Annotated in this window: 15 protein-coding genes and 1 tRNA gene; 7 read left to right on the top strand and 9 right to left on the bottom strand. The window is 64.8% G+C overall.

Annotated features, from left to right (window positions below; all coding sequences use genetic code 11):
• Positions 1-116: 116 nt before the first annotated feature.
• Positions 117-989, bottom strand: coding sequence for an NAD(P)-binding domain-containing protein (locus tag JO391_RS04960; RefSeq protein WP_220663083.1), 873 nt, complete (start codon positions 987-989; stop codon positions 117-119).
• A gap of 306 nt (positions 990-1,295) precedes the next feature.
• Here JO391_RS04960 and JO391_RS04955 point away from each other — a divergent pair, with 306 nt between their 5' ends.
• Positions 1,296-1,736, top strand: a complete 441-nt coding sequence (locus JO391_RS04955) for a GbsR/MarR family transcriptional regulator (RefSeq protein ID WP_220663082.1) — start codon at positions 1,296-1,298, stop codon at positions 1,734-1,736.
• Between the two features lie 265 nt (positions 1,737-2,001).
• Here JO391_RS04955 and JO391_RS04950 read toward each other — a convergent pair whose 3' ends face one another.
• From JO391_RS04950 to fabD, 4 genes are all read right to left on the bottom strand, one after another.
• On the bottom strand, positions 2,002-2,940 hold the full coding sequence (locus tag JO391_RS04950; protein ID WP_220663081.1) for an arginase family protein: 939 nt from the start codon (positions 2,938-2,940) through the stop codon (positions 2,002-2,004).
• Positions 2,941-3,070: 130 nt separating this feature from the next.
• Positions 3,071-3,304, bottom strand: a complete 234-nt coding sequence (locus JO391_RS04945; protein WP_220663080.1) for an acyl carrier protein — start codon at positions 3,302-3,304, stop codon at positions 3,071-3,073.
• A 149-nt stretch (positions 3,305-3,453) separates the two neighbouring features.
• Positions 3,454-4,191 carry a 3-oxoacyl-ACP reductase FabG gene (gene fabG / locus JO391_RS04940; protein WP_220663079.1) on the bottom strand — a complete coding sequence of 246 codons (738 nt, stop codon included), beginning with the start codon at positions 4,189-4,191 and terminating at the stop codon, positions 3,454-3,456.
• 14 nt (positions 4,192-4,205) lie between these two features.
• Positions 4,206-5,135 carry an ACP S-malonyltransferase gene (gene fabD, locus JO391_RS04935; protein WP_220663078.1) on the bottom strand — a complete coding sequence of 310 codons (930 nt, stop codon included), beginning with the start codon at positions 5,133-5,135 and terminating at the stop codon, positions 4,206-4,208.
• Between the two features lie 350 nt (positions 5,136-5,485).
• Between fabD and rpsF the strand changes: the two genes are divergently transcribed.
• The 4 genes from rpsF (at position 5,486) to JO391_RS21700 (ending at position 8,283) form a co-directional block, all read left to right on the top strand.
• Entirely contained in the window at positions 5,486-5,935 is a 450-nt protein-coding gene (gene rpsF, locus JO391_RS04930; RefSeq protein WP_220663077.1) for a 30S ribosomal protein S6, read from the top strand.
• A gap of 29 nt (positions 5,936-5,964) precedes the next feature.
• On the top strand, positions 5,965-6,192 hold the full coding sequence (gene rpsR / locus JO391_RS04925) for a 30S ribosomal protein S18 (RefSeq protein WP_220663076.1): 228 nt from the start codon (positions 5,965-5,967) through the stop codon (positions 6,190-6,192).
• A 13-nt stretch (positions 6,193-6,205) separates the two neighbouring features.
• Positions 6,206-6,775: a 50S ribosomal protein L9 gene (gene rplI / locus JO391_RS04920; protein ID WP_220663075.1), complete on the top strand. Its 570-nt coding sequence runs from the start codon at positions 6,206-6,208 to the stop codon at positions 6,773-6,775.
• 158 nt (positions 6,776-6,933) lie between these two features.
• Positions 6,934-8,283: a calcium-binding protein gene (locus tag JO391_RS21700; RefSeq protein ID WP_220663074.1), complete on the top strand. Its 1,350-nt coding sequence runs from the start codon at positions 6,934-6,936 to the stop codon at positions 8,281-8,283.
• Positions 8,284-8,310: 27 nt separating this feature from the next.
• On the opposite strand, the gene JO391_RS04910 is transcribed toward JO391_RS21700, so the two are convergent.
• The 3 genes from JO391_RS04910 to JO391_RS04900 form a co-directional block, all read right to left on the bottom strand.
• Entirely contained in the window at positions 8,311-9,285 is a 975-nt protein-coding gene (locus tag JO391_RS04910) for a DMT family transporter (RefSeq protein WP_220663073.1), read from the bottom strand.
• A gap of 145 nt (positions 9,286-9,430) precedes the next feature.
• The gene (tig, locus tag JO391_RS04905; RefSeq protein ID WP_220663072.1) at positions 9,431-10,765 is read right to left on the bottom strand and encodes a trigger factor; all 1,335 of its coding nucleotides are present in this window, start codon (positions 10,763-10,765) and stop codon (positions 9,431-9,433) included.
• Positions 10,766-10,789: 24 nt separating this feature from the next.
• A tRNA-Leu gene (locus tag JO391_RS04900) sits at positions 10,790-10,874 on the bottom strand.
• 179 nt (positions 10,875-11,053) lie between these two features.
• On the opposite strand from JO391_RS04900, the gene JO391_RS04895 reads away from it, so the two are divergent.
• The gene (locus JO391_RS04895; RefSeq protein WP_220663071.1) at positions 11,054-11,533 is read left to right on the top strand and encodes a Hint domain-containing protein; all 480 of its coding nucleotides are present in this window, start codon (positions 11,054-11,056) and stop codon (positions 11,531-11,533) included.
• A gap of 3 nt (positions 11,534-11,536) precedes the next feature.
• Here the strand turns inward: JO391_RS04895 and JO391_RS04890 are convergent, their stop codons facing one another.
• Entirely contained in the window at positions 11,537-12,694 is a 1,158-nt protein-coding gene (locus JO391_RS04890; protein WP_220663070.1) for a low temperature requirement protein A, read from the bottom strand.
• An 86-nt stretch (positions 12,695-12,780) separates the two neighbouring features.
• Between JO391_RS04890 and JO391_RS04885 the strand changes: the two genes are divergently transcribed.
• Positions 12,781-13,695 carry a DMT family transporter gene (locus JO391_RS04885; RefSeq protein WP_220663069.1) on the top strand — a complete coding sequence of 305 codons (915 nt, stop codon included), beginning with the start codon at positions 12,781-12,783 and terminating at the stop codon, positions 13,693-13,695.
• Positions 13,696-13,746: the final 51 nt, after the last annotated feature.

Raw genomic sequence — 13,746 nt, 5'->3', positions numbered from 1 at the left:
CAGGCCGCGCCGGACGCAAGCCGAAGAAACCCCGGCCTGCCCCGCCGCAGGCCGGGGTCCACCCCGCCATTCCCCTGCCCTCTGGCACGGTTCCGGCGCCTAAGACGGTCAGACGATCAGCCCTCCAGGGGCGCGGGCGCCTGCGCCACGAGCAGGCTTTCGAAAACGGCCGAGCCATCCTTGCCACCGAAACCTGCCGCCGATGCCCTGGCGAACATCGCTGCCATGGCCTCCAGAACGTCGGTGGGATAGCCCATGGCGGCAAAATCCGCCACGGCGTTGTCGGCCAGCGCCCGGAAGGCATCGACCGAGGCCGAAGCATCGGCATAGGCCCGCGCCATCATCTGCGGTACGGCATATTGCGCGGCGGGCAGGGCCGGATAGACATAGGTCGCAAGAATATCATCGGGCGTCCGGTCCCGTGCCACGACAGCGGCGACATGGGCTGCGGCGACCAACCCGAAAAGATAGGACATCAGAAGCGGCAATTCGGCCCGCGATGCATCTCCCACCTCCCCCGCGCGATGCACCACGCTTCCGATGCCGGTCAGAAGCCCGGTCCAAAGACCGGTGTCCGTCTCCGAGGCGCCCAGCAGATACATGCCCTGGCCTTCGCGAATCTGATCGGGGCCGACATTGACCGAAACCTCGGCCAGATCGGCGCCCTTGCCGGCAAGATCGGCGGCGATCTCGGCGATCTCGACCACGCGCGTCGTCGATGCATTCAGTATCTTTGCGCCGGATAGTGCCGCGGCCGGGATGCCGTCCAGCACCGCCTTGAGCGCCTTGCCATCCGTAACCGCCACCAGGACGACCCCGCCGGCCGTCATGGCCGCGGCGGGTGTGGCGACATGGGTCGCACCCAGGGCAACGAGACGCGCCACTTTGTCGGCAGAGCGGTTGTAGACGGTGACCTGATGGCCAGCCTTCAGGAACGCCTCGGCAAAGGCACTGCCGATGGCGCCGGTTCCCAGAACGGATATCTGCATGAAGGGTACTCCTTGGTTTTGCCCGGTGTGAACGCCCCTGTCAGGGGCGTCCGGGCGGGATGGTGTCTCTGGGTCGCCCGCCCGCCCTTCGCCTGCCTCTGCGCGCCCGAGGTGGCGGGCGTCGGGCGCTGTCAGGTCCGTGCAAAGCCGGAAGCGCCGTGCTGGCTTTGCCAGGGAAGGAAATGCGCGGCTCTGGCAAGGCAAGGTCGAGGCTTATTGTTCAGTTTGCACTGAACGCTCAGATAGGGGGGCTGGATAAGGCTGTCAACCGGCTCTATGTCGAATTCGGACAACCCAGGGTTCGCCATGGACAAACGCGCCGAGTTCATCGCCTTGATGCAGCGTATCGCGCCCCAGCAGGGCATGACGCCAATCGCCGGCGGCATTCTTGCCGTGCTCTTGTACGACGGGTCAGAACTGTCCTTCGGCGATCTGGCACGGGAACTGCAAGTCAGCCGCGGCAGCATCAGCACCAACACGCGCATGCTTGCCTCGTGCCATGTGATCGAACGCCTGCGCAAACCCCAAGACCGGCAGGACTATTTTCGCATCACCGGCGATCTCCATGTCGGTCTGCTGGGAGAGATGGTACGAAACTTGACCGAAACCTCAGAGGAAATCCTCGCGCTCAGCCGGACACTGCCGCCAGAAGCGGAAAGCCCCCGCACCCGGATCGCGGCCTATGCTTCGTTCTACGCCGACATCGCAAGCGCCCTCGGCGCCGTGATCGAACGGGGCAAGGGCTAGCGAACGGTTGGGTGAAGCCCACAGACCGGCAACACCAAGACTAGACTGCGGCATTCCCCCACCGCTGCAACAACGGTCACAACGCTTTGTTGCGCCCCCTCACCTGCGACGCCTTTGGTTCGGTGGGCTGGTCTCTCGGTTGGTCACCCTTCCAACCCGCGTAGGTCGGGGCTCACCCTTGGACAATCCTTAAGTCCAAGTTAATCCGCGCCAGTAACCCATTGAAATCACTATCACCACCAAAGCGTCCGAGCTCGGACGCCCCTCACCCCTGCCGGGCGATGACCCCCAGCACCCCGGTCAGAAGCTGGGCCGCGACCAGGGCCCCCAGCCCATCTATATCCCGGTCGGGCATGAACTCCGTCAGGGCAAAGCCCCCGATCCGGGCCCGCTCCGCCACCCCCCCGATCAGCTCCATCACCTGCCAGTAGGACAGCCCCCCCGAGGTCCGCCCGATGACCGCCGGCATGACCGAGGGGTCCAGGGCATCCACATCCAGGCAGACCACGACCTCGGACCCCTCGGGCACCAGATCCACCGCCCGCCAGACCCCGTCGCGGGCCACCTCCCCGGCGGGCACGAAGCTGACCCCCCAGTCCAGCGCCGCCCGGGCATCCTCCATCCGGGCCGAGCCGATGCCCCGCTGCCCCACCTGGACGATCCGCTCCACATGCCCCATCTCGCTGGCCCGCCTCATGGTGGACGACAGCCCCCACCGCTCGCCCCCCACCTCGTCCCGCCAGTCCACATGGGCATCGATCTGAAGCACGGTCAGCCGCCGCCCCCGCCCGGCCCAGGCGCCCAGCATCGGGATCGGCAGGGAATCGTCGCCCCCCAGCAGCACCGGTACGCCCCGCCGGTCCAGCACCGCCCCCACCGCCGCTTCGATCCGCGAACGGTTGCCCACCGGATCGTCGGGCGCCACGGGGATGTCCCCGGCATCCACCGCGGCAATGGCCCCCGGAAAGACCGGCCCGCCCAGATCAAAGTTCACATGGGCCAGGTTCGCCGCATAGGCCTGCCCCGCCGCCCGGATCGCCGCCGGCCCGCCGGCGCAGTAGAACCCGACCGAGGGATAGGGCGTGCAACCATCCGCCCCCATCACGGCAATCCGCCGGTCCAGCTGCCGCAGGTCGGCGCAGGCCGGAAGGCCGAGGAAGGTCTTCGCCTCCCCCGCCCCGAACATCGCTTTCAGACTGGCCATGTCACCCTCCCCGCTGCGCCGGGAGATCATGCCAGAGCCTCGACGGCGCCGCAGTGACAATTCGCCGGGACCTGCGGAAAAAGCAAAGGGCGCCCCACGGGGCGCCCTGCTGTCCGTCCTGACGGAAGGATCAGACGGCGGAGGAGATGAACTTCACCGCATCGCCGAAGGTCTGGATGGTCTCGGCCGCGTCGTCCGGGATCTCGATCGAGAACTCTTCCTCGAAAGCCATCACCAGTTCGACGGTATCCAGCGAGTCTGCGCCGAGGTCGTCGATGAACGAGGCATTCTCGGTCACCTTGTCCTCTTCCACGCCCAGATGCTCGACGACGATCTTCTTCACGCGATCGGCGATGTCGCTCATGTCACTTCCTCTGTTCCCGCGGGCCCTGCCCGCCTAGTTGTCTCTACCCTGGCCTGTACCAAGGGGGGCCGGTTTCCCGACCCGCATCGTTCGCTCCCATAGCAAGCGGGGGGACGCAAGGCAAACGCTTTCCCGCAGCCAAGGGGACGTCAGATCATGGCCATACCGCCATTGACGTGAAGGACGGCGCCGGTGACATAGCCTGCCTCGGGGCTGGAAAGGTACAGGACTGCCGCGCCGATCTCTTCTGCCGTGCCCATGCGGCCGGCCGGAACCTGCGTCAGGATCCGCGCCTTCTGGTCGTCGTTCAGCTTGTCGGTCATGGCCGTGGTAATGAAGCCCGGCGCCACGCAGTTCACCGTGATGTTGCGGCTTGCCACCTCGGCGGCGAGGCTTTTCGACATGCCGACCATCCCGGCCTTCGAGGCCGCATAGTTTCCCTGGCCCGGGTTGCCGGTGGCCCCCACCACGGAGGAGATGTTCACGATGCGGCCCCACCGCGACTTCATCATGCCGCGCAGCACACCGCGACAAAGACGGAAGGTCGAGGTCAGGTTGACGTCGATCACCGACTGCCATTCCTCGTCCGACATGCGCATGAAGAGGTTGTCGCGGGTGATGCCGGCATTGTTGACCAACACGTCAACCGCACCCATCGACTCGATCGCCTGCTTGGGCAACGCCTCGACGGCGGTGGCATCAGAAAGGTCGCAGGGTAGCACATGCACACGCGACCCCAGTTCTGCCGCCAAGTCTTCAAGCGGCCCGGTGCGCGTTCCCGACAGGGCAACCGTTGCTCCGGCACCGTGCAGCGCCTTGGCGATGGCACCGCCGATCCCGCCCGAGGCGCCGGTGATCAGCGCCGATTTTCCCGTCAGATCGAACATGTCCGTTCCCTTCTTCAGCCCTTGAGCGCCGCGATGTCTTCGGGCGTGCCAATCGACCGTGTGGCTGCGTCCTTGGCGATGCGCTTTACCATGCCCGAAAGCGCCTTGCCGGCGCCGATTTCCCAGAACTCGGTGACGCCCTGCCCGGCCATCCACAGGACCGACTCTCGCCAGCGGACCGAACCGGTAACCTGTTCCACCAGGAGGCGACGGATCGTCTCGGGGTCTGTCACCGCCTCGGCGCGGACATTTGCGACCACCGGTACAGCAGGTGCCCTGATCGTCACCTCGGCCAAGGCAAGGGCCATGCGGTCTGCGGCGGGCTGCATCAGGGCGCAGTGGAAGGGGGCGCTGACCGGCAGCAGGATCGCCCGCTTTGCGCCGCGCGACTTGGCAATCTCCAGGGCCCGCTCGACGGCGGCCTTGTGACCGGAGACGACGACTTGAGCCGGGTCATTGTCATTTGCGGCCTGGCAGACTTCGCCCTTGGCCGCCTCTTCCGCCACTTCGGCGGCGGCGGCGAAATCGAGCCCGAGAAGAGCCGCCATGGCGCCGAGGCCAACCGGGACGGCTTCCTGCATCGCGATGCCGCGGATGCGCAGCAGACGGGCGGTGTCGGACAGGTCCAGCGCGCCTGCGGCACAAAGCGCCGAGTATTCGCCGAGCGAATGGCCGGCCACGAAGGAGGTGAGGTCGAGCCCGAAGCCTTCGGCCTGCATGGCGCGAAGGGCGGCGATCGAGGTGGCCATGAGGGCAGGTTGCGCATTGGCCGTCAGCGTCAGGTCTTCGATGGTGCCGGACCAGATCAGGTCGGACAGCTTTTCGCCGAGTGCGGCATCGACTTCCTCGAACACGGCCCTGGCGGCCGGATAGGCCTCGGCCAAGGCCTTGCCCATGCCGATGGTCTGCGCGCCCTGTCCCGGAAAGACGAATGCCTTGCTCATCTGGGTCCCCCTGTTTGGCCCCGAATAGCCTTTGGCCGCGAAAGGCGCAACGCCGGGTCGCTGCGAGAGGCTTGCGACGGCCCGGCCCTGGCAGGGGCGTCCGAGCTCGGACGCTTGGCACGACCATTTAAAATCAATGCGTTACGTTTTCGTATTAACTCGGCGTTCATAATTGCCCATGATCGCCCGTCCAACACCTTAGCTTTCCGCGACTTCGCGCTTGCATCCAGGGCGCGGGCGTTTATAAGGCCGCATCCCGCCGCAAGCCCTGCTTGACCCGGCGCATACTCTCGTGGACGGAGCGGCCGGGATCGCCGTCCTTTGAAATGCGCCCGAAAATCGGAGTACACATGCCGCTTTACGAGCATGTCTTCATCTCGCGCCAGGATCTGTCCAGCGCCCAGGCCGAAGGCCTTGTCGAACACTTCTCCACCGTCCTCGCGGACAACGGCGGCAAGGTCGTGGAAAGCGAGTACTGGGGCGTCAAGACGATGGCCTACAAGATCAACAAGAACCGCAAGGGCCACTATGCCCTGCTGAAGTCGGACGCCCCGGCGGCCGCCGTGCAGGAAATGGAACGCCTGATGCGCCTGCATGACGACGTGATGCGCGTGCTGACCATCAAGGTCGACCAGCACGCCGAAGGCCCGTCGGTCCAGATGCAGAAGCGCGACGAGCGTGACCGTGGCGACCGTGGCGACCGTCCCGAGGGCGGCTTCGGCGGCGGTGAGCGTCGCGAGCGCAGCTTCGGTGACCGTCCCGACCGTGGCGACCGCCCGGCCGGCGGCTTCCGTCGTTGATCCAAGGCTTCAGGAAAGGACCATAAACCATGGCCACCAAACCGTTTTTCCGTCGCCGCAAGGTTTGCCCGTTCTCGGGCGACAATGCCCCGGCGATCGACTACAAGGACACGCGTCTGCTGCAGCGCTATATCTCGGAGCGCGGCAAGATCGTGCCGTCCCGTATCACCGCCGTTTCGGCCAAGAAGCAGCGTGAGCTTGCCGCCGCTATCAAGCGCGCGCGGTTCTTGGCTCTTCTGCCCTATGCCGTGAAGTGAGGAGATTACTGAAATGCAAGTGATCCTTCTCCAGCGCGTGGCCAAGCTCGGCCAGATGGGCGAAGTCGTGACCGTCAAGGACGGCTACGCCCGCAACTTCCTCCTGCCCCAGGGCAAGGCGCTGCGCGCCAACGAGGCGAACATCAAGTCGTTCGAGGCCCGCAAGGCACAGCTCGAAGCCGACAACCTGGAAACGAAGAAGGAGGCCGAAGCCGTCGCCGCCAAGCTCGACGGCCAGGTCTTCGTCGTGATCCGTTCGGCTTCGGACGCCGGCGCGCTTTACGGCTCGGTCACCAACCGGGACGCGGCGGATGCCGCGACCGAGGCGGGCTTCACCCTTTCGCGGTCGCAGGTCACGCTTGACCGTCCGATCAAGGACCTGGGGATGCACACCGTTTCGGTGGTGCTGCACCCCGAAGTCGTGGTCAAGGTGAAGCTGAACGTCGCCCGGTCGGTCGAAGAAGCCGAACTTCAGGCTTCGGGCAAGTCGATCCAGGAACTGGCGGCCGAGGCGGAAGCTGCGGCCGAGTTCGAGATCGCCGAACTGTTCGACGACATCGGCGGCGCTGCTTCCGAAGAGTGATTTCTGCCAAAAAGGCGGAAGAAAAGGCGCCCTCCCGGGCGCCTTTTTTCATTCTGTCTGACTATTCATCATTCCAACAAGCATGTTAGGCTCCACCGGGTTATGCAGCCTGCCCCGGCAGATTGTGACTTTGGCATTTTCCCAGGAGTTTCAGTTCAATGGCAATCAAGACCGGCACCCCCGACCCGGAGCTGCTGCAAGGCACGAACGACCCCGATTCCCTTTCTGGTCTGGGGGGCGACGATTCCATCTATGGCATGGACGGGAACGACACCCTGAAAGCCGGTGCCGGAAATGACCTGATCAACACCGGCAACGGCGGCGATCTGGCCTACGGCGGGGACGGCGATGACACGATCCTTGGGGGGTATGGGGGCATCGACACGTTGTATGGTGGCGCGGGGAGCGATGTGATGCAGTTGATGGAAGTCGTCACTGCCGGCCTGAGCGTTGCCTACGGCGGCACCGGGGACGACTATTTCAGCTGCACGGCAATCGGCAACGCCACTGTCTATGGCGGCGCGGGGATCGACGCGCTTGGGCTGTTCTGGCTGACCGACCTGACGCCCGCCGACATCTCGATCAGCGGGCCTTCGATCCATGCCCGCACTCTGGGTGGTCTGGAAGCCACCTTCACCTCGGTCGAGCGCCTGATCGTGCTGGTGGGCGACCGGGACGACACGATCCGGGGCGGCGCCTACGACGACAGCGTGACCGTCGGTGGCGGCGCGAACGAAGTGTCGATGATGGGTGGCAACGACACGCTGATGTACACACCGGTCGAGGCAAACACCCTGTACGGCGGGGCCGGCGATGACCTGCTTCGGGTCATGCAGGCAGACAGCTCGATCTATTTCATCGTCGACGGGTCGGATGGCAGCGTCGATGATGGGCAACTGTCCGTCATCCGCGGCTTCGAGCGATATGAGGTCATCGGATCGAACCACGATGACGTGGCCTCGACGTGGAACGGCGACGATATTCTATATGGCTGGGAGGGCAACGATACGCTGTTCGGAGCCGGTGGAAACGACATGATCCAGGGTGGCCAGGATGACGACCAGCTGTTCGGGGGCGCGGGAAATGACACGATCGCGCCCGGGCATGGCGCCGATACGGCAGATGGCGGCGAAGGCAATGACAGGCTGTTCTCGTCTGCCGATGGCGCGACGCTGACCGGAGGGCTTGGGAGCGACCTTTTCGTCTTCCGCAATTCAGAGCTGGGTCGCACCCTTGTCACGGATTTCGAAACCGGTGTGGACCGCCTGTCCATCGCCGCTTTCTATGCCACCGGCTACGAGCTGACCGGCCGGTTGCCCGAAGACAGGCTCTCGGTCGGAACGGCAGTCGGGCCCCAGGGCCAGTTCGTTCTGGTCTATGACAGTGTCGCCAACGAGACGATGCTGGTTTGGGACCGCAACGGAAGCGATCCCTCAGGCGGCGTGGATGCCATTGCCTTCTTTTCCGGAAATGTCTCGATGCAGGCTTCGGACATACTGCTGAGCTGAGTCCGGGGTTGGACCGGCCCAGATCGCCTATCTGTCGGACGTGGGATCGCTTCCAGGGGCCTCGACCGCGTGCCCCGACTCGCGCGGGGCAGCGCGGGCCAAAGCCATGGCAAGCCCCGCCCCGATGATCGCGGCGATCCCGAGCCAGCCAAGGGCATCCGGCCATTCGCCCCAGATCGTCCAGCCCCAGATCACGCCCCAGATCATGGCCGTGTATTCGAAGGGCGCAACCGTGCTGGCCTGGGCCAGCCGATAGGCGGTGGTCAGAAGCCACAGCCCGATTGCGGCGATCACGCCGGTCGCGGCCATGAGGCCAAGATCGGGAAGCGGGGCAGATTCCCATCCGCGCATCAGGAAGGACAGGCTGGGGTGCATGTCCCCGCCAAGGGACCCCCCTGCAAAGACCAGCGCCAAGCCCGCCGCGATGACAATGAAGACGGCGTTTCCCCAGAAGGCCATGGCTCCTGCGGACTCGGTCGCCCCCATCTTCCGCGCCGCGATCATCGCGACCCCGTAGGTCAGACCGGACAGCACCGGCAACAGCGAGGCCCAGTCGAAGATCCCGCTGCCTGGGCGCACCATGACCACGACGCCGGCAAAGCCGATGAGGACGGCCGCCCAACCCACAAGTCCGACTCTTTCTCGCAGAACCAGGACCGACAAGAGGGTGATGAACAGTGGCCCGGAGAAGTAGAGCGCAACCGAGGTCGGCAACGGCAGGGCCGCCAGGGCAAGGTAGAAGGCGGCGTAGGCCACGAACATCACGACCCCCCGCAGGATCATGGCGGGCAGGCCGGGCGTGAACAGAAGGTGCAGGCCGCCCTCGGCCCGGACCATGAGAAGAAGCAGCGGGAAGCTGACCAAGCCGCGCATCAGCATGATCTGGTAGAGCGGATAGCGGCTGGAGAGGAGTTTCAGGACGAGGTCCTGAACCGAAAAGACCGCGAGCCCGACAAGCAAGCACAGGATGCCGGCCAGCGGCGCAGAACGAAGGAATGGCATGAACGGAGCCCGGGTTTTCGCAACCCTATGCGCCGGCCCTTCGCCCTGCCCGCGCCAGCGCGACACAGGCTGTCGCAAGATGACGCGAAAGCGAAAGGGCGGCCCTTCGGCCGCCCTTCTGCCGATCCGCGTCGGTGCTACGCGATCAGAGCTCGTCCAGAGCCTCGACGGCCTTCTGCAGGTCGTCCTTCGAGGTCTCCTTGTCGGAAACCTTGGCCATGGCCACGATGTGATCGACAACCTTGTCTTCGAAGATCGGCGCGCGCAGTTGCTGCTGCATCTGGGCGTTCTTCTGCACGAATTCGAAGAAGGCGCGTTCCTGGCCCGGATACTGGCGGGCCGCCGCAAGCACGGCCTGGGTCATCTCGGCATCGCTGACGGTGACTTCGGCCTTCCGGCCGACCTCGGCCAGCAAGAGGCCCAGGCGCACGCGGCGTTCGGCAAGCATCTTGTGCTCGTCCGTGGCCTCAATGGACCCATGCTGGTGGCCGTGCTCTTCCGGATGCTCTTCGTGCCACAGCTGGTGGGCGATCTGCGCGGCCTCGGCCTCGACCAGGGCCGGCGGCAGGTCGAACTTCACCAGCGCGTCCAGCTGGTCCAGAAGCTTGCGCTTCAGCACCGCGCGCGAGGCGCCCTTGTATTCGGCCTCCAGGCGCTCGGCGATCTGGCCCTTCAGGGCGGCCAGATCCTCGGCACCGAACTTCTTCGCCAGTTCGTCGTCGATCTCGGCGGGCTTCGGCTCCTTCACCGACTTGATCGTGCAGTCGAACACGGCGGCCTTGCCGGCCAGATGGGCCGCGCCATAGTTTTCCGGGAAGGTCACGTTGACCTTGACCTCGTCACCGGCCTTGGCGCCCACCAGCTGCTCTTCGAAGCCGGGGATGAACGACCCCGATCCCAGGACCAGCGGGTAGTCTTCAGCCGAGCCGCCGTCGAACGGCACATCGTCCACCGAGCCCTTGAAATCAATGACGACCTGATCGCCATCCTTGGCCTTCGAGCCCTTCTTGCGGTCGTCGAAGCTCTTGGCCGAACCGGCGAGGTTCTCCAGCGCTTCTGCGACGGCCGCATCGTCGGCCTTCACGACAAGGCGCTCCAGCACGATGCCGGTCGCGTCGAATTCGGGAATCGGCGGCAGGGCTTCGTACGACATCTCGACCACGACATCCTGGCCTTCTTTCCAGCTGTCGCCGCCGACCATCTTCACGTCAGGCTGCAGCGCCGGGCGGTCGCCGGTGGCATCGAAATGGCCCTTCATGGCAGAGTCGATGGCTTCCTGCATCGCATCGCCCAGAACACGCGAGCCGAACTGCTTCTTCAGGATCGCCAGCGGAACCTTGCCCTTGCGGAATCCCTTGATCTCGACATCGGGCTGCGCCTCGATGAGCTTTTCCTGGACCTTGGCGTCCAGTTCGGCCGCCGTCACCGTGATGGTGTAGGCGCGCTTCAGGCCTTCGTTCAGGGTCTCGGTGACCTGCATCCGTCTTCTACCTTTCCGTTCCTCTGGTGCGGGTGAAGGGATTTGAACCCCCACGCCTTGCGGCGCCGGAACCTAAATCCGGTGCGTCTGCCAGTTCCGCCACACCCGCAAACGGGTCAGCCCCCGGCCCCTCCGGCCGAGCACCCCCCGAAAATCCGCGTCCTTCTAGCAAGAAGGCCAGTGGGATGCGAGAGGAAAAAACGCGCCGCGAAAACCCCTATCGCGAGCCGTATTCCTGCCCTATTCTACCACAAAACATAAAGAGCAGCAGTAACAGGACATCTTCGGATGATCATCACCCACCAGGGGCAGTCCGCTTCTGTCGCAGAGCCGCGCCAGATCGCGACCCCGACCACGTCCATGGGTCTGGCCTTCGGGTCGACCGTGCTGACCGCCCAGGGCGAACGCGCCGTGGAAACGCTGGCGCCCGGCGACAGGATCATCACCCGAGACGGGATCCGGCGGCTGACCGCAGCGATCACCGACGAACTTGCTGGCACGGTCATCCGGGTTTCGGCTTCGGCGCTTGGCCATGACCGCCCCGATGCCGATGTGTGCCTGGCGCCCGGTCAGTTGATCCTGTTGCGCGACTGGCGGGCACAGGCGCTTTACGGAACGGCGACGGCTCTGGTTCCCGTTTCGCGCCTGGTCGATGGCGAATACATCAGCATCGAGGACGCCGAGACGGTTTCGGTGGTGACACTTTGCTTCGAGTCCCCTTGCGTGATCTACGTCCACGGGCTGGAGGTCGCCTGCCCCGCCGGCTGACGTTCAGGCGGACGCGCGAGAATGGGAGGCGAGAGACCTGTCCTCCCAGATCGCGACAAGCACCAGCACAAGTGCCGACCCCAAGTTCAGCATCAGCAGGTCCAGCCAGGGCGCCAGCAGGAACAAGCCGGCAAGAAGCCCAAGGCCGAAAAGATGCGACAGCGGGAACCATTTGGACACCGCCTTGAACCAGCCGTTCCCGGCCAGGAACAATGCTGTGCCACCGACGATGGATGCGGCTTCACCCAACGAGCCCGGCGCATGAGGATGGGCGATGGCGCGTTCGGCGCCAACGGCAGCCAGCACGATTCCGGCGACTATGGGGATGTGGGCATAGGTGAACGCAAGGCGGGCGATGCGACCGGGATCATCCGACGTTGCGATCTGCGTGCTTCCCCGGTGGTATCCGATGTGGAAGTAGACCCACCACATCGCGATTGACGAGGTTGCCGAGGACAGGAAGGCCAGAAGACCGGCAATGTCCCAATGGAGGTCGGCAAAGGTCGCCCCAGAAACAAGCAGCGTCTCACCCAGGCAGATGATGACGAAGAGGCCCGCGCGTTCGGCAATGTGTTCGCCTTTCACGTTCCAGTTGGACGAGACATCCCTGCCAAGGCCCGGCAGCCAGAAGCCTGCAGCCGGTCCGACATACTCCACCACAAGGGCGGCCAGCCAGAACCAGAGCCGCAGATTCGGGTCTGCAAGGCCACCGCCGATCCACAGCAAAGCTGACGGAACGAACCAGATGAAGATCCGCAGATAGGTGCGCTTGACCACCTGGTCGTTTCCGGCCGCGAGGTACATGAAATGGGTGCGGCCGAGTTGCATGGCGGCGAAAGCCAGACCGAAGACCCACCCCCGCTCCCCGAATGCCTCCGGAATCGACATCGACAGGAACAGGCCGCAGACCATCATGGCGAAGATCAACCCGCGAACTGCGGGCGCTTCGGGGTCCAGGCGGTTCAGCACCCAGGTCGTGTAGATCCACACCCACCAGACAGCGAGGAGGATGAGCCCGGATTGGACCGCGCCCTTCACATCGTAATGGTGCAGAAGAAGGTGGCTGATCTGCGTGATCGCGAAGACGAAGACCAGATCAAAGAAGAGTTCCGCGAAACCGACGCGGTGGTCATGCTCTCCCCGAAGAAGCTTCTTGGTCACACCTGCCCCCCTGTTGCAGGGCCAGCCTAGCAGTCTGGACTTCGCCGGCAAGGCGGGAGATGAAGGCCTCCCTTGCCGGAGCCCGCATGTTGCCCCCCGCCCCTTCCAGGCCGGCCGACCGACCGCTGACTGCCGCGCTCTGGATGTCGGGCTCGATCACGGCATTCAGCGCCATGGCGATCGCTGGACGTGCCGTTGCCGAGCGACACGACACCTTCGAGATCATGACCTGGCGGTCCCTTGTGGGGTTCATCCTTGTCATCCTCGTCGCAGGCGGCCTTGGACGGTTGCGCGAGGTCCGGTCAGACCGGCTGGGCAGCCACTTCATGCGCAACCTCTTTCACTTCACGGGCCAGAACCTGTGGTTCTGGGCGCTCACCATGATCCCGCTGGCCCAGGTCTTTGCGCTGGAGTTCACCTCGCCGATCTGGGTGATCCTTCTGTCGCCGCTGGTGCTGGGTGAACGGCTGACCCGGCTGAAGGTCCTCGCTGCGGCGATGGGGTTTGCCGGCATCCTCATTGCCACCCGACCGGATTTCACCGCAATTCAACCCGGCATGGTTGCTGCTGCCGCCTCGGCGATCTGCTTTGCCGCCACCTCGCTGATGACAAAGGCGCTGACCCGGGGCGAAAGCATCGTGTCGATCCTGTTCTGGCTGACCCTGATGCAGTTCTGCTTCGGGCTCATTTTGGCCGGATGGGACGGCGTGCTGCATCTGCCGGATTCCCACACCCTGCCCTGGCTTGCCCTGATCGGCTTTGCGGGGGTCACGGCGCATACTTGCCTGACGACCGCCCTGTCCATGGCGCCGGCCAGCTTTGTGGTGATGGTGGATTTCCTGCGCCTTCCGGTCATCGCCGTTGTCGGAGCAATCTGGTACGCCGAGCCTCTGGACCCGCTGGTCATCGTTGGCGCGGCAATCATTCTTGCCGCGAACCTCGTGAACCTGAGAGCCCAGACCGTGCCGCAAGATCGGGTTCCTAACGTCACAAAACCGTGACGCAACGAAACAGATTGACCGACGACGGCGAGTCTTGAACTCTGGCCCAGG

The sequence above is a fragment of the Neotabrizicola shimadae genome (assembly GCF_019623905.1).
GTDB lineage: Bacteria > Pseudomonadota > Alphaproteobacteria > Rhodobacterales > Rhodobacteraceae > Neotabrizicola > Neotabrizicola shimadae.
The sequence above is the reverse complement of the archived record's forward strand: the minus strand, read 5'-3'. Positions and strand labels throughout refer to the sequence as shown.

Coding starts and splice junctions, on each gene's coding strand:
- fabG (WP_220663079.1), bottom strand. CDS start 4,191: ATGTTCGATCTGACGGGAAAATCGGCGCTGATCACCGGCGCCTCGGGC.
- JO391_RS04945 (WP_220663080.1), bottom strand. CDS start 3,304: ATGAGCGACATCGCCGATCGCGTGAAGAAGATCGTCGTCGAGCATCTG.
- JO391_RS04955 (WP_220663082.1), top strand. CDS start 1,296: ATGGACAAACGCGCCGAGTTCATCGCCTTGATGCAGCGTATCGCGCCC.
- JO391_RS04950 (WP_220663081.1), bottom strand. CDS start 2,940: ATGGCCAGTCTGAAAGCGATGTTCGGGGCGGGGGAGGCGAAGACCTTC.
- JO391_RS04910 (WP_220663073.1), bottom strand. CDS start 9,285: ATGCCATTCCTTCGTTCTGCGCCGCTGGCCGGCATCCTGTGCTTGCTT.
- JO391_RS21700 (WP_220663074.1), top strand. CDS start 6,934: ATGGCAATCAAGACCGGCACCCCCGACCCGGAGCTGCTGCAAGGCACG.
- fabD (WP_220663078.1), bottom strand. CDS start 5,135: ATGAGCAAGGCATTCGTCTTTCCGGGACAGGGCGCGCAGACCATCGGC.
- rpsR (WP_220663076.1), top strand. CDS start 5,965: ATGGCCACCAAACCGTTTTTCCGTCGCCGCAAGGTTTGCCCGTTCTCG.
- JO391_RS04885 (WP_220663069.1), top strand. CDS start 12,781: ATGTTGCCCCCCGCCCCTTCCAGGCCGGCCGACCGACCGCTGACTGCC.
- rplI (WP_220663075.1), top strand. CDS start 6,206: ATGCAAGTGATCCTTCTCCAGCGCGTGGCCAAGCTCGGCCAGATGGGC.
- JO391_RS04960 (WP_220663083.1), bottom strand. CDS start 989: ATGCAGATATCCGTTCTGGGAACCGGCGCCATCGGCAGTGCCTTTGCC.
- JO391_RS04895 (WP_220663071.1), top strand. CDS start 11,054: ATGATCATCACCCACCAGGGGCAGTCCGCTTCTGTCGCAGAGCCGCGC.
- rpsF (WP_220663077.1), top strand. CDS start 5,486: ATGCCGCTTTACGAGCATGTCTTCATCTCGCGCCAGGATCTGTCCAGC.
- tig (WP_220663072.1), bottom strand. CDS start 10,765: ATGCAGGTCACCGAGACCCTGAACGAAGGCCTGAAGCGCGCCTACACC.